This window comes from Halomonas sp. IOP_6 (assembly GCF_021151565.1).
GTDB lineage: Bacteria > Pseudomonadota > Gammaproteobacteria > Pseudomonadales > Halomonadaceae > Vreelandella > Vreelandella alkaliphila.
The window spans coordinates 387100-401085 of sequence record NZ_JAIRBO010000003.1; the positions used below are offsets into that span (position 1 = coordinate 387100).

Consider the following 13986-nt stretch of genomic DNA (forward strand, 5'->3'; position numbering starts at 1 on the left):
TCTTGGGGCCATAGGCTGATAGCGGCCATTATCCAGTTTTTTACCCGCTTCGTCTTGGGAAGCATTGCACTGACAGGCTCGAAGCGTCACATTAGCCGCACCGACGCTTACTGAGAACGCTGAAACCGCCCCCATGCATGATGATTTTGTGGCCAACTTACGCCTGCTATGCAGCTACTATCCGTCTATTGCGGACGTTTGCCGCCGCTTATCCATTAACCGTGCTCAATTCAACCGCTACCTCAGCGGTCGCTATTACCCAAGCCACGCCGCGCTGCAGCGTATTTGCCACTTTTTTGGGGTAACGCCAGAAGATATTGCGCTGCCTCACCACGACTTCCGTGCGCTGGTGCAAACCGGCCAGCTCAACGCAGATAGCTCACCGAACACACTACCCTGGCCTAATGCGTTGATTCAGCGGGGTAGCGAAGGTATGGAGCGTTATCTAGGTCGCTACTTCGAGCTTTACCACTCAATGTCGCGCCCTGGGCATTTGATGCGCACGTTGGTGTGCCTAGAAGCCAGAGAAGGAGGTGTGGTGTACCAGCGCACCGAGCGTATGCAAGTCGCTCTAGGAAAGCGGCCCTGTCATAACCGGTACGTAGGAACTGCCGTTAAACTTGCAGACCGACTATTTTTGGTTGACCACGAGACCCTCAATGGCCATGAAATCACCCAAACTATTCTGTTTCCCAGCTACCAAAGCCAAGTCACACGCTTAACCGGATTGAAAATGGGGGTGGCTGATAACAGTGAGCGTATGCCCTGTTGTGTGAGAGTGGTCTACCAGCGCTTAGATGAACAGATAAGTTTACGGTCTGCGTTGGCTCAGTGCGGCCTGCTGTCACTGGACGACCCGTCACTCGATGAGTCGCTGCTGGCAGCCGTGTGCAATGATGTGGCAAGCGGAGAGCACCATTTTCGCGCACGTCACTAGCGGCTTGCTTCGCAGGACACTGATGGCGCCAGCACATGGGCAAATAAAATCGACTCAAAGTGCTCCATAGGAGCGACTGACTTAAGCGTTTTAGCGCGCAATATAGCGCCTTCCCAGCCCGACAATATAAAACTAGCCAGGGCTTCTGGAACAATTGCCTTATCGATATCATTCTGATTTTGCGCTTCTTTCAGGCAGACGGCTAAACGCTTCTCCCAGCGCTGGAACACCAAGTTAAGTGCATCACGGAAGGTGTCACTCTGCCCCGAAAGCTCCTGACCCAGGTTACCAATCAAGCAGCCAGTGGTGTGGTCGCAGTCCAACATATGCTCACGCCCTGTGGCGAAGTAACGCCGTATGCGCTCTAACGGCGGCAACGAAGCGTCTTCAAACAGTGTTGCCAAGCGTTCATCATACTGACTGGCAAAGCGCTCGATCACCGCCAGTCCAAAATCTTCTTTGCTGGAAAAGTAGTGGTAAAACGATCCTTTAGGCACACCACAGGTTTTTAAGACGGCATTAATACCCGTCGCATTGTAGCCCTGCTGGGCAATCAGCTCGGCACCGGTTTCAATTAACTTATCGCGAGTGGCGGTGTTTTTCATGACGTCACATTAACCAGTGAATTTAGTGCTTTGCAAAATAATAATGACAGGTATTGTGATGCCCGTCAGCGGTTAAACCGCACGCTGCAGCGATGCTTAACGGGTTGCACGCTATTTGCACATTTTTTACCTAATCATTGCTTGCGTATCGGTGATGCTAGCATGATACGCCATTTTCTCTGGAATTTTCGCCCTCAGCCAACGGATGCCGCGCGGTAATGACCTCCTCTCACTTTCACGCACCTTCTCAACAAGGCCGTATCGGTTTCGGAGCCTTGGCAGCACTACTGGTTTTCGTTGGCGGCTTAACCTTGGCTTGGTGGATTATCAGCCAGCCGCCTCGCGTTGAACGCCGCCCGCCACCGCCCGCCGCGCCACCCTTAGTGGGTATCATGACGGCTGAAGAGCGCCTGCAAGCGCCCATGCTTAACGGTTTTGGTCGTGTAGAAGCTGAGAAATCCACTATGTTAGCCAGTCGAGTGGCTGGTCAGCTAGAGCGCTTTGGCGAAGGCGTTCTACCAGGTCAGGTCGTCGAACAAGGAGCGCCGGTTGCTTATATCGATCAGGCCGATTTACGTCTGATTCTCGAAGATGCTGAAGCACAATTAGCCAATGCTCAGGCGCAGTTAGCACTAGAACAAGCGGAGCAACAGCGCGCCCGAAGTGAGTATGAATCTTTTGGCCGCCAACTCAGTGCTGAGCGCCGTGCACTGGTGCTACGTGAACCACAGCTACGCCAAGCTCAAGCTCAACTAACACAAGCACGCGTGGTGCGAGACCAAGCAGCGCTTAATCTTGAGCGTGCCACGTTAGCTGCCCCTTGGCGAGCGATGGTACAAGACCGCCTGGTTGGCGCAGGAACCCTGTTAAGCCAGGGTACTGAAGTACTCAGTTTGGTTGGTGTCGAGCAGTTTTGGGTTCGCGCTTCGTTACCGGGGGATATTTTGGGTTGGCTAACGCCGGGCAGCCGCGTCACGCTTACCAGCCAAGGCTGGCCGGAAGGAACAAGCAGAGAAGGTAACTTAATTTCTATTCTGCCAAATCTGGAAGAGAACGGCTTACAGGCGCAGCTTTTGATCGCCGTGAATGACCCGCTGTCGCTAGAGCAAGATGGTCCCGCACTGCGCCTTGGCGATGTGCTGCGGGTTGCCTTTCATAGCACAACCCAGGAGCCGCTTATCGCCTTGCCTTCTGCCGCATTGCGTCCCGGCGAGCAGGTATGGTGGGTAGATGATGAAGATCGCCTACGCAGTACCCATGTCACCCTGGCCTACCGCGGGCAGGAAACGGCGCTGGTACGCAGCGGTTTAGTCCCCGGACAGCGGGTGGTTATTGCTGGCTTGGCTCAACCTCGTGAAGGCCAGCAAGTCCGCATTCGTCAGCGAGGCGACACGCCAGCCAGTGATGAGGAAAGCCCATGATTCGCCGTGGCCCACTCGCCTGGATGGTCGACCATGGCGTTGCCCCTAACCTGATGATGGTGCTGTTTATCGTCGGCGGTTTAATGGCATCCTTGGCCATCAAGAAAGAGGTTTTCCCGGAATTTGAAACGGAAATCATCCAAGTTAGCATCAGCTATCCTGGTGCCACGCCGGAAGATGTTGAGCAAAGTTTGCTGCTACCAGTTGAAGCTGCCATTGCCGATGTGGAAGGCATCGATGAATTAACCGCCAGCGCTGGCGAAGGTAGCGGCGTAGTCAGCGCCACGCTGATCGACGGTGTTGATGTGATGCGGGCCTATCAGGATATCCAGCAAGCCGTGAATGCCATCACCACCTTGCCTAACGCAGCGGATCCACCGCGCTTTACCCTGGCTGGCCGCTCTCGCAGCGTGGTGAGCTTGCAGGTGTATGGCTCCGTGGGCTTAGCCGCACTGCATGACGCCGCTGAGGATGTGCGCGCAGAATTACAGGCTACTAGCGGTATCTCCCGTGCAGAGCTCTCCGGCAACCGGGAACGTGAAATCCAGGTGCTTTTGGATGAAGAAGCCATTGAGCGCTTTGGGTTAGACCATCAACAACTTGCCAGCCGAATTGCCGAAGAAGCGCTCGATCTCGCCAGTGGCCAGCTCACTACCGCCGAAGGTGAGTGGTTGATTCGCTATCAGGGACGCCGCAACAGTGCGGACGAGTTTGCCGCGCTCCCTATTCTCACCACTGCCCAAGGTTCCCCCGTTGTACTGGGCGATATTGCTCGCGTAAGCGAAGGGTTTGCTGAAACCGATCGCGAGGAGTTCTACAACGGCGAGCAGGGCTTATCGGTAGATATCTATCAAATTGGTGATCAAACGCCGACCAGTATTTCCCAAGCCGTCTATGGAGAGCTGGAGCGACTGCGCGCTAACCTGCCCACTGGGGTACGCCTGGATGTTTCCAGAGACAGCTCAAAAATCTATGAAGACCGCCTAAACCTGCTGCTAAAAAACGCCTGGATGGGCTTGGCACTGGTGCTAATTCTGATGGCACTGTTTCTTGAGGCACGATTGGCCTTCTGGGTAACGCTAGGCATCCCGACGGCATTTTTGGGTGCAATGCTGTTTCTGCCATGGGTTGGCGTCTCACTCAATATGATGTCGATGTTCGCCTTTATTATTGCCCTTGGCATCGTCGTGGACGATGCCATTCTGGTCGGTGAGAATATTTACAGCTACCGGGAACAGGGCTACTCACTGCGCGATGCCGCGGTGAAAGGTGCTCAAGAAATCGCCACACCGCTTACCTTTGCGATTCTGTCTAATATTGTTGCGTTCCTGCCACTACTGTTTTTACCCGGCTTTTTAGGGCTTATTTTTGCTACCGTGCCAGTGGTCGTTACCACGGTCTTTATTATTTCTCTGGTGGAAGCTCTGTTTATACTACCCGCCCACCTCGCCCACGCCAGCAAACCCCGCAAAACCCCCGTATGGCAGCGCCCTATAGAAGCTATTCGTCTACGTATGCAAAAGGGCTTGCATCACTTTACTTACCAGCAGTTTGAACCGTTTTTACAGCGCGCGCTTACTCAACGCCTGCTGACCGTATCCCTAGGCGTCGCCTTGCTATGTGTCACGCTTGCCTGGGCAATGAGCGGTAGGCTTGGCTTTTCACTTATGCCCAGAGTGGAATCAGACCAAGTTCAAGCCAGCGTTACCCTGCCGATTGGCAGCAACATTAGCGTTAGCCGCGGACTAAGCCAACAATTACTCAATGCCGCCGAGCAACTTAGCGAACGCGAGGCAACCCTCAGCTTTAGCAGTACCCGCAGCAGCCTGGATGGTGAGAACCTGCAAGTGCGCCTGGATATCGCCAGAGAAAGTTTAGATGCCTGGCCTCCATCTCGAATTGCCCAGGAGTGGCGCGACTTAACAGGCGACTTAGTCGGCGCGCAATCAGTGCGCTTTGAGTCAGACTTCGGCGGCCCCGGTAGTGGTGCAGCGCTGAGCCTGCGTTTATCCCACCCAAACACCCAAGTGTTAGAAGCGGCCGCTGCGCAGTTGGCTGAACAACTGGCTGAATATGGGTTAACCGATATCGACAGCGGACTGGGAGACGGCAAACCGCAGCTTGAAATGCGCCTATCTGCTGAAGGGCGCGCGTTAGGGCTAACAGGCAGCGACCTAGCCCAGGCGCTACGCGGCCCGCTACAGGGTGCTACTGCCATAGAGCAGTTTATTGGCCGTCGAGAAGTCAGCGTTGAGGTACGCCTGCCAGAACAAGATCGCGATAGCCTCAATGAGCTTTATCGGCTGCCGATCCGGACCCCCGACGGCCTAAGCGTTCCGCTGTCACGCGTTGCAGATATTACATTAAGCCAAGCTTCTAGCAGTCTTCAACGTATCGATGGCCGGCGAATCATTACAGTGACCGCAGACTCGGAAGGCGACCAAGCAATTAACCAGGTGCTCGCCACGCTACAAGAGGATGTTTTCCCCACGCTTAGCAATACCTGGGCAGGGCTTGAAGTGAGCATGGGCGGTCGGCAGCAAGATACCGCTGACAATTTAGCCACACTTCGCAACGCCATGTGGCTAATGCTGGCCGCGCTATATGCATTATTGGCCATTCCTTTCCGGAGTTACTTTCAGCCACTGCTGGTACTGGCCGCTATTCCGTTTGGTATTGTCGGGGCCGTTGCAGGCCATATGCTAATGGGGTTCGGACTATCGATTATCAGCCTACTTGGTATGCTGGCACTTTCGGGCGTGGTAATTAACGATGCCCTGGTTCTGATTGATTATGCTAACCGTAAGCGTCGCGAGGGCATGGATGCCCGCGAAGCGATTGTCGCCGCGGCGACCCGCCGCCTGCGGCCGATTATGATGACCACACTCACCACGTTTTTAGGCTTGGCACCAATGATTCTAGAAACCTCTCGCCAAGCGCGCTTTATGATACCCATGGCTATTTCACTAGGGTTTGGCATGCTATTCGCCACGGTTATTTTGTTGCTGGTAGTGCCCTGCCTCTATTTGGGTTTAGAAAACCTGCGCGAACGACTCAACAAACCACCCCAACCAAGCCATGAGGGAGCCAGCTAATGAAACTGTTCGCTTCGCTGCGCCAGTGGCGCCCTTCTCGGCTGGGTCTAAAGCTTTTTGTGGCGATTTTAAGCGTCAACGTAGCCATTGCAGCGAGCGTTTTTTTAGCAGTAACTTACAGCATCGATCGCGGCTTTTTAGAATATCTCAATCAAGCCCAAGAGCGACGCGCTACGCTGCTGGCGGATGGGCTAATTACTCGCTGGGAAACCCAAGGCAGTTGGGAGTGGTTGGAGCAATCGCCAGAGCGCTGGCCCTATATTGTGCGCTTTGAGCTTGGCCAGGCACACCGTGATCGCCCTTCTCCTCTCGGCGAAGCTCAGGACTTCGCTTTACGCAATAGCGATGGCCGCTTCGTCGTCCCGCCTGTTGAGAGCGCACGCGGCTCAAACGGTTGGCGGTGGCTCACCCTGTATAGCGACGTGACCTCAAGCGGCAACAATGAAGCGATTGGAGAACTGGGGTTTCGTCCTCCGCAAGATATGATGGAGCGCATGGAAAGTCGCTTCCTAGAGCGCCAGCAGCGCAATTTGGTGCTTATTGTTGTTTCTCTTGGGTTAGCATCGCTGTTACTGGCAGGAGGGCTTTCCTGGTGGCTAGGCCGACGCACCCGAGCATTGGCGGGCGCAACATTGCGCTTAACCGAAGGTGATTATCACACTCGGTTACCAGAACGCGGCCGAGATGAACTTTCCAGTTTGGCACGCGATTTCAACGTATTGGCGGCCACCTTAGAAGCTAGCCGTGACGCCAGAGCACGATGGGTATCAGACACAGCGCACGAACTACGTACCCCGTTGGCAGTCCTGCGTGGTGAAATCGAAGCGATGCAGGATGGGATTCGTCCGCTAAACCAGGAAAATCTTAGCTCACTGGCTCAAGAAGTGTCTCAACTGGAACGGTTAGTCACTGACTTGAGGCTGCTTTCGCAAAGTGATGCAGGCGCATTAGATATTCAGCTAGCGCCAATGAACCTTAGCGAAAGCTTGAAAGGCCGTTTATCCGATGCCGACCGCTGGCTAGAAGAGAGCGGCCTGACACTGTCAAGCCAGCTTACCCCCGGCATCATGATACAAGGGGATGCCCAACGCCTACGCCAGCTCTGGAATAACCTGCTGGATAACAGCTGCGCCTATACACAACCACCAGGAGAGCTACGGGTTTCATTAACCTGCGAGACTAACCATGCTGTGATTACTTGGGAAGACAGTTCCCCAGGCGTGCCTGAAAACGAGCTTTCACGCTTAACTGAACGCCTATACCGCGTGGAAGGCTCACGTAACCGCGCAAGTGGCGGCAGCGGGCTGGGGCTCTCTATTGCTAGCGCGTTAGTCAATGCCCATGGCGGAACACTCTCACCTGGCGTTTCTGAGCTAGGCGGCCTGAAATGGACGCTGCGCTTTCCGCTATTTATTGCCTCTTAATCTAAGCGAGCTGACTATGTCTGAGAATAATTCATCCCAAGACGCCTCACTGCTCATTGTTGAAGACGAGCCTAAAATTGCCCGCTTAATGGCGGACTACCTGGAAAACAATAATTTTGCTCCGACAATAATTGCCAACGGCAACGACGTTATGCCCTGGCTAACCCAGCACGTTCCTGCATTAGTACTGCTAGATGTCATGCTTCCTGGTAAAGATGGACTAGCGCTGTGTCGAGAAATCCGTCAACACTGGCCTAACTTACCCATTATTATGGTGACCGCGAAAGTCGAGGAAGTTGATCGTTTACTGGGCTTGGAGCTAGGTGCAGACGACTATGTTTGCAAACCCTTTAGCCCCCGCGAAGTGGTTGCCCGCGTAAAAGCCGTATTACGCCGCAGCCAAGCCGCGGCGCAAGTCGATGACGCCTCCGACACCACCCCACAAGCACCAGTGACACTCGATGAAGAGGGCTGGCAGGCGCTTGCCAATGGGCACGACCTTGGCCTCACTGCCGTAGAGTTCCAACTATTGCGCGTCATGATGCAGTCCCCGGGACGTATCTTCAGTCGCGAGCAGCTAATGGATCACATGTACAGGGATAATCGCATTGTCTCGGAGCGTACCGTGGACAGCCACATTAAGAAGCTACGCAAAAAAATCCATGAAGCACTCCCCGAGCTAGAGATTATTCGCTCCGTTTACGGGGTTGGATATAAATATCAGCCTGAGGGATAACCCCGTCTATTTGCTCTCTACAATTGGTGGCTGAACTTGGCGATTTAAAAAGGCGATTCCCGCGTCAATGGCGCTACCACGCAGCAGAAAGCTGGCAAAATGACCGTAGCCACGCTGTAAGTAAAGCTCGCTTTCAGTGCCCTGAGCCTGGAGTGCTTGATAGAAGTCAGTAGCGTGATCAACGGGCACTAGCTGATCCCAACTGCCATGAAACAGAAAAAACGGTGGTGCCTGAGGGGTGATTTGCCGCGCAGGTGAAGCCAGCACATAGGCCTCTGGTTTTTCGGCGCGGGTGCCGCCAATAAAGTCGACCACCAAGCGGCCGTCATCAAACTTCAGCAGATCACTGGGTAGACCGCCGACCAACACCGCTGCTAGCTTTGTGTGCTCGCCACCATAGGGGTAGCCAAGCGGGCCTTCATCGCCAGCCAAGGCAAGCAGGCTTATCAAATGTGCGCCAGAAGAAAAGCCAACGCCCACGATGCGGTCAGTATCCACTTGCCAACGCTCAGCGTTACTGTGAATCCAGCTCATCGCCTGTTGCAAATCATGTAGCTGTTCAGGGAATCGGTACTCGGGAGCAAAGCGGTGCTCAATATTCACTGTCACATATCCCTGCTCTGCTAACTGCTCAGCAATCGCCTCCATGTCGTCAGGTCCACGGTTGCGCCAGCCACCGCCATGCACAATGAGTGCAGCTGGTCGACGCTCCGCGTCTGATGCATTCGGCAATAGCACCTGGGCGCTCAATGTTTGTGCCCAATCATCAGGTGTATAACGTTGGGAAGGTAGTCGAGTAAAAGTCTGCGGAGTGTTCAGCATCCCCTGCTCAATGGCAGGTAGGCCCTGGCTGGCTTGATGCGTTGCACCGCAGCCACTCATCAAGAGAGTCAGCGCGCTTATGCCCAGGTATCGACGCATAATACGTAAATCCAGCATGTAAAATTCCTCAATACTCCCCCCTCAATACAGTTTTTAATCACAGGTCTTCTTAAATCCAGTGAGCCCCCACCCAAGTGATTGTGACCGTGTAAGCTAAAATAAGGTCACGGTTGTTGCACACTTTGTGCAAACGTTTTACACCAAGCTCCTAGATACTGACATCGATAAACTGCCACTTTTTAAAACGTTTCGAGGTCTATTATGAACATGACATTACGTCAATTATTTGCTCCTGCACTACTTGCCGTTGCACTTATGCCTTTAGCCGTCAGTGCCAATGCCGGTCACCACAACAGTGCAGGTATTGACCGCGAAGCAATGCAGGAACGCATGGAAGAGTACCGCCAAGAAGCTTATCAACGCGCCGGTTTAAGCGAAGAGCAGCAAACTGCCTTAAACGAAGCACACGCTGAACACCGTGATGCCATGCTGTCGCTGCGCGAAGAGCACCAAGCACAGGTGGCCGAGATCCTAACCGAAGAAGAGCAACAAACTCTGCGCGATGCCATGCGCGAGATGCATGCTGAGAGACATGGCGAGCGTCGCCAGGGTGAAGGAGCTCATGGCAAGCGCGATCATGAGCGTCGTGGACACCACAGCGAACCTGCAGAGGAAAGTGCGGCAGAGTAAGCGTTTATTAAACGTCAAACCCTGCTCTAACGCCCGGCCTAGCCGGGCATTTTTGTTTCTATACTCCTGAAAAGCGCTTTATCCGCGGGTCTGAAAGCTTCCCGTCGACTTGAAGTGAGCACATAAACCGCGTATTTTATTTGAACGTTCATTCAAAAATAACGCTGTTTTTAATTCTTGTCTTAACAACAGGAGTCCGCCTCCATGGCGAAAGACAACCCCAACCTCCCCTCACGCGACCGCCTCAATCCCGTGGTTTTCCACGGGAGTGTGGCGGGAATTCTCCTTTTCTTGATTCTTACCATGCTGTTTACCGAACAGGCCGGTGCTTTCTTCGATGCTGGGCTTGCCTGGGTAAGTAAAACATTCGGCTGGTACTACATGCTGGCGATTGTGGCTTATCTGGTATTTGTGGTGATTATTGGCATGTCGCGCTTTGGCAGCATTCGCCTTGGCCCAGATCACTCTCGGCCTGAGTTTTCGTTGCTATCGTGGTCAGCCATGCTGTTTGCTGCAGGTATCGGTATTGACTTGCTGTTTTTCAGCGTTGCTGAACCGGTCGCCCACTATCTGGCACCACCTGATCTAGCGCCTGAAAGCCAAGAGGCCATGCGTCAGGCCGTCGTTCAAACCTATCTGCACTGGGGGCTTTCCGGCTGGGGGCTGTACGTGTTGATGGGTATGGCGCTGGCCTACTTTAGTTACCGCCATCGCTTGCCACTGGCGATCCGTAGCGCTCTCTATCCAATTTTAGGCAAGCGTATCCACGGGCCAATCGGTAACGCCGTAGACATTACCGCTGTTGTCTCCACTGTATTCGGTATCGCCACTAGCCTGGGTATTGGGGTGATGCAGCTCAATTACGGCCTTACCTATATGTTCGGCGTGCCTGAAACCCTCACCGTGCAAGTGATTTTGATCGTCCTGGTCGTGGTGTTGGCAACCATTTCTGTGGTGACTGGCGTCGAGAAAGGCATTCGCCGTCTTTCTGAGTTCAACATGCTACTCGCGCTAGCCCTGATGCTATTTGTACTCTTTTCAGGCGATACCCTGGTCCTACTAGATAAAGTGGTCAATAACGCCGGTGACTACCTTTCTGGGTTTGTGGGTGCCAGCTTTGACACCTACGCGTTTGCCGATGAAGGCGCCCAAGAGTGGAAAATGTGGTGGACGATCTTCTTCTGGGGCTGGTGGATTGCCTGGACACCGTTTGTCGGCCTTTTCTTGGCACGTATTTCACGTGGCCGTACTATCCGCGAATTTGTTGCTGGAGCGTTGTTTATTCCGCTGGCCTTTATGATGGTCTGGATGTCGGTGTTCGGTAACAGCGGCATTGAGCTGGTGGCCAACCACGGTGTGGTCGAGCTGGGTGAGCAGGCACTCAACACTCCGCAAACCACGCTTTATACACTGCTTGAGTACTATCCTTACGCAGGTCTTACTGCAGCCATAGTAACAGTGCTAGGCATTGTGTTCTTTATTACCTCTGCGGACTCCGGTGCGCTGGTACTGGCCAACTTCACTTCTATTTTGAGTGACGTTAACCATGATGCGCCGATCCGTCTGCGTATTTTCTGGTCGGCAGTGATTGGCTTGATCACCATCGCCCTGTTAATGGCTGGCGGCTTAAACGCTCTGCAAAGTGCCGTGGTGATTACCGCCCTGCCTTTCTCATTGGTGATTTTCGCAGTCATGGTGGGAATGTATAAAGCCCTGAAACTGGAAGGCAGCAAAGCCGACGCACGTCGCATGATTGCCGGTGGCGCACCCGGCGGTGACTGGCGCGAGCGTTTGGATCGTGCGCTGGATACCTCTAACCGTGCGGGTGCCGCAGCAACCATTCAACACTCTATTCGCCCAGCGATGACGCAATTTGCCCAAGAACTTGAAAGCCGTGGCCAAACCGCCAACGTTACCGAAGAGCATCTTGATGGCGAGTCGCTTCCCAATCTGACGCTGCAGGTTGACCTGGGCGATGCCACTAGCTTTGTCTATCAAGTATGTCCGCACCGTATGCGTACACCCAGCTTTATACCTGCGGATGATGACTTCTATGTCCGCTTGGACGTGTACTTAGCTGAAGGCGGTCAAGATAAAGACTTGAACGGCTATACCCGTGGTCAAGTGATTGGTGATCTCGTGGCAGAGTACGAACGCCATCTACACTTCCTTACTCTGGCAGGTCAACAGATGGGCCATGTGCAAGCAATGCCCGGCACCATCGGCGAACCGCCCGAAGATTCCCAGATGTAATGGCGTAAGTCTTTAAGTGAAAAGAGAAATCCCAGCCTACGTGCTGGGATTTTTTATGCCCGAAAAACGCCCTGATGATGCCCCTCACAACTAACGCCATATTGTGAGAATCACTGGGCAGGCGTAACGTAAAACTTTGTTTTCCCACTTGCTTGTTTTTCAACTTTATTAGGAGACTTGCCTGATGGCCCGCGCTCACCGACCTTCGGGATACGCCTTTCCAGTGCCGGGCAGTGCACTACTTAGCGCTTGGCGCGAAGGATACACGCTTGCCAAATTGAAACGTGATGTCATGGCGGGGCTAACGATTGGTGTGGTAGCCGTCCCACTTTCTATGGCGTTGGCGATTGCCACTGGCGTGCCGCCCCAACACGGGCTTTATACTGCGATTGTCGCGGGCGCAGTGATCGCTTTGACGGGTGGCTCGCGTTTTAACATTTCCGGCCCCACCGCCGCTTTTGTGGTAATTCTATTTCCTATTGTCGCCAACCATGGCCTGGGCGGACTGCTGATTGCCACACTGATGGCAGGCGCCATTTTGGTCGCACTGGGGCTTTCTCGGTTAGGCAGTCTGATTCAGTACGTGCCCTACCCGGTTATCCTCGGCTTTACGGCGGGCATCGGGGTAGTCATTGCGCTCCTACAACTACCTGACTTTCTTGGCTTGGCCGGAGTAGAGCTAGGCGATAGTACCCTGCATAACCTAGTGCTGATTGGCCAAGCGCTACCCAGCCTTTCCCCCGCAGAAATCAGCGTGGGAGTTGTTACCTTGGCAACGCTGTTAATCTGGCCCAGATTGAATACTCCGATACCTGCGCCACTAGTTGGCTTGGCGGTAGGTACCCTAGCTGCCGCACTACTAGTAATGAGTGGCGTTGAAGTCGACACGATCGCCTCACGGTTTAGCTGGGAGTTCCAAGGTGAAAGCGGTAGCGGCATTCCCCCCTTTGCACCTAGCGTTGCTGCACCCTGGCACTTTCCTGGCGCTGACGGCGCACCGCTTGAGATTAACTTCGCGCTAATTCAAGCGCTGCTTGGCCCAGCGCTAGCCATCGCGTTACTGGCGGCAATTGAATCACTGCTCTGCGCCGTCGTGGCAGATGGCCTAACCCGCACTCGACATGATCCTAATGCTGAACTGATTGGTCAGGGGCTGGGCAACTTAATCGTGCCCTTCTTTGGCGGCATTACTGCCACAGCAGCGCTTGCCCGCACGGCGACCAACATCAAAAGCGGCGCCTTCTCACCTATCGCCGCAGTAGTTCATTCGCTGGTGGTGCTACTCGCGGTAGTCGCGCTGGCAGGCGTTCTGGGACATGTGCCTATGGCGGCCCTGGCTGCGCTACTATTTATCATCGCCTGGAATATGAGCGAAGCACGACACTTTGTGCATACACTGAAAAGTGCCCCCGCTAGCGATGTGTGGGTGCTGGTGATCTGCTTTGGGCTAACGGTACTTTTTGACATGGTGATTGCGGTGGCTGTCGGTATTGGCTTGGCCGCCGCGTTGTTTATTCGCCGCATGGCCCAGTTGACCCACACTCAACGCTTAGACACACCCGATAAAGACGCGCACTTCCCACCGGAAGTCGCCCTTTACAAAATTCACGGTCCACTATTTTTCGGTGCCGCTGAAAAGGCGATTGCCACGCTAAGAGTGATTGATCACAGCGTGCGAATTATAGTTCTGGATATGCGTGAAGTTCCCAGTCTGGATACCACGGCCATGGTGGCGTTAGATACGTTGCGCCGTGAGCTGAGCGAACAAGGCGTAGGAGTTATGTTTGTTGGGCTGCAGCCGCGCCTGGCACTCAAAATTAAACGCGCGGGCATTAAGCGTGAAGTGGGCAAATTAGCGGTCGTGAGCAATCTTGCCCATGCCGAGCGTATGGCACAACGCTGGTTGGAAAAGAAAGATTCAGTAGATATTGAATAGACGGCAG

General features: G+C 54.0%; 10 protein-coding genes. 8 read left to right on the plus strand and 2 right to left on the minus strand.

All coding sequences use genetic code 11. From position 1 onward, the window contains the following. Positions 1–133 precede the first annotated feature (133 nt). Complete coding sequence (locus K7H08_RS07965) at positions 134–937, plus strand: helix-turn-helix domain-containing protein (RefSeq protein WP_193061795.1); 804 nt, start codon at positions 134–136, stop codon at positions 935–937. Here K7H08_RS07965 and K7H08_RS07970 read toward each other — a convergent pair. Then, on the minus strand, positions 934–1542 hold the full coding sequence (locus K7H08_RS07970; protein WP_038477800.1) for a TetR/AcrR family transcriptional regulator: 609 nt from the start codon (positions 1540–1542) through the stop codon (positions 934–936). The two genes, K7H08_RS07965 and K7H08_RS07970, sit on opposite strands and share 4 nt — an antisense overlap. A gap of 218 nt (positions 1543–1760) precedes the next feature. On the opposite strand from K7H08_RS07970, the gene K7H08_RS07975 reads away from it, so the two are divergent. Genes K7H08_RS07975 through K7H08_RS07990 form a run of 4 tightly spaced genes read left to right on the plus strand, consistent with a single transcriptional unit; the run spans position 1761 to position 8218 of the window. Beyond that, positions 1761–2963, plus strand: coding sequence for an efflux RND transporter periplasmic adaptor subunit (locus K7H08_RS07975; protein ID WP_231657645.1), 1203 nt, complete (start codon positions 1761–1763; stop codon positions 2961–2963). Then, positions 2960–6058: an efflux RND transporter permease subunit gene (locus K7H08_RS07980; protein ID WP_231657646.1), complete on the plus strand. Its 3099-nt coding sequence runs from the start codon at positions 2960–2962 to the stop codon at positions 6056–6058. Before K7H08_RS07975 ends, K7H08_RS07980 begins: the two co-directional genes overlap by 4 nt. Continuing rightward, positions 6058–7482, plus strand: coding sequence for an ATP-binding protein (locus K7H08_RS07985; protein ID WP_038477808.1), 1425 nt, complete (start codon positions 6058–6060; stop codon positions 7480–7482). Before K7H08_RS07980 ends, K7H08_RS07985 begins: the two co-directional genes overlap by 1 nt. 16 nt (positions 7483–7498) lie before the next feature. Then, positions 7499–8218 carry a response regulator gene (locus tag K7H08_RS07990; protein ID WP_038477812.1) on the plus strand — a complete coding sequence of 240 codons (720 nt, stop codon included), beginning with the start codon at positions 7499–7501 and terminating at the stop codon, positions 8216–8218. Positions 8219–8224: 6 nt separating this feature from the next. Here the strand turns inward: K7H08_RS07990 and K7H08_RS07995 are convergent, their stop codons facing one another. Next, a complete protein-coding gene (locus tag K7H08_RS07995) occupies positions 8225–9157 on the minus strand; it encodes an alpha/beta hydrolase fold domain-containing protein (protein WP_231657647.1) in 933 nt (310 codons plus the stop codon). A 204-nt stretch (positions 9158–9361) separates the two neighbouring features. Here K7H08_RS07995 and K7H08_RS08000 point away from each other — a divergent pair, with 204 nt between their 5' ends. From K7H08_RS08000 to dauA, 3 genes are all read left to right on the plus strand, one after another. After that, positions 9362–9790: a hypothetical protein gene (locus K7H08_RS08000; protein WP_319618655.1), complete on the plus strand. Its 429-nt coding sequence runs from the start codon at positions 9362–9364 to the stop codon at positions 9788–9790. Between the two features lie 204 nt (positions 9791–9994). Continuing rightward, a complete protein-coding gene (gene betT, locus K7H08_RS08005) occupies positions 9995–12043 on the plus strand; it encodes a choline BCCT transporter BetT (protein WP_231657648.1) in 2049 nt (682 codons plus the stop codon). A gap of 184 nt (positions 12044–12227) precedes the next feature. Continuing rightward, positions 12228–13979, plus strand: a complete 1752-nt coding sequence (gene dauA / locus K7H08_RS08010; protein WP_231657649.1) for a C4-dicarboxylic acid transporter DauA — start codon at positions 12228–12230, stop codon at positions 13977–13979. Positions 13980–13986: the final 7 nt, after the last annotated feature.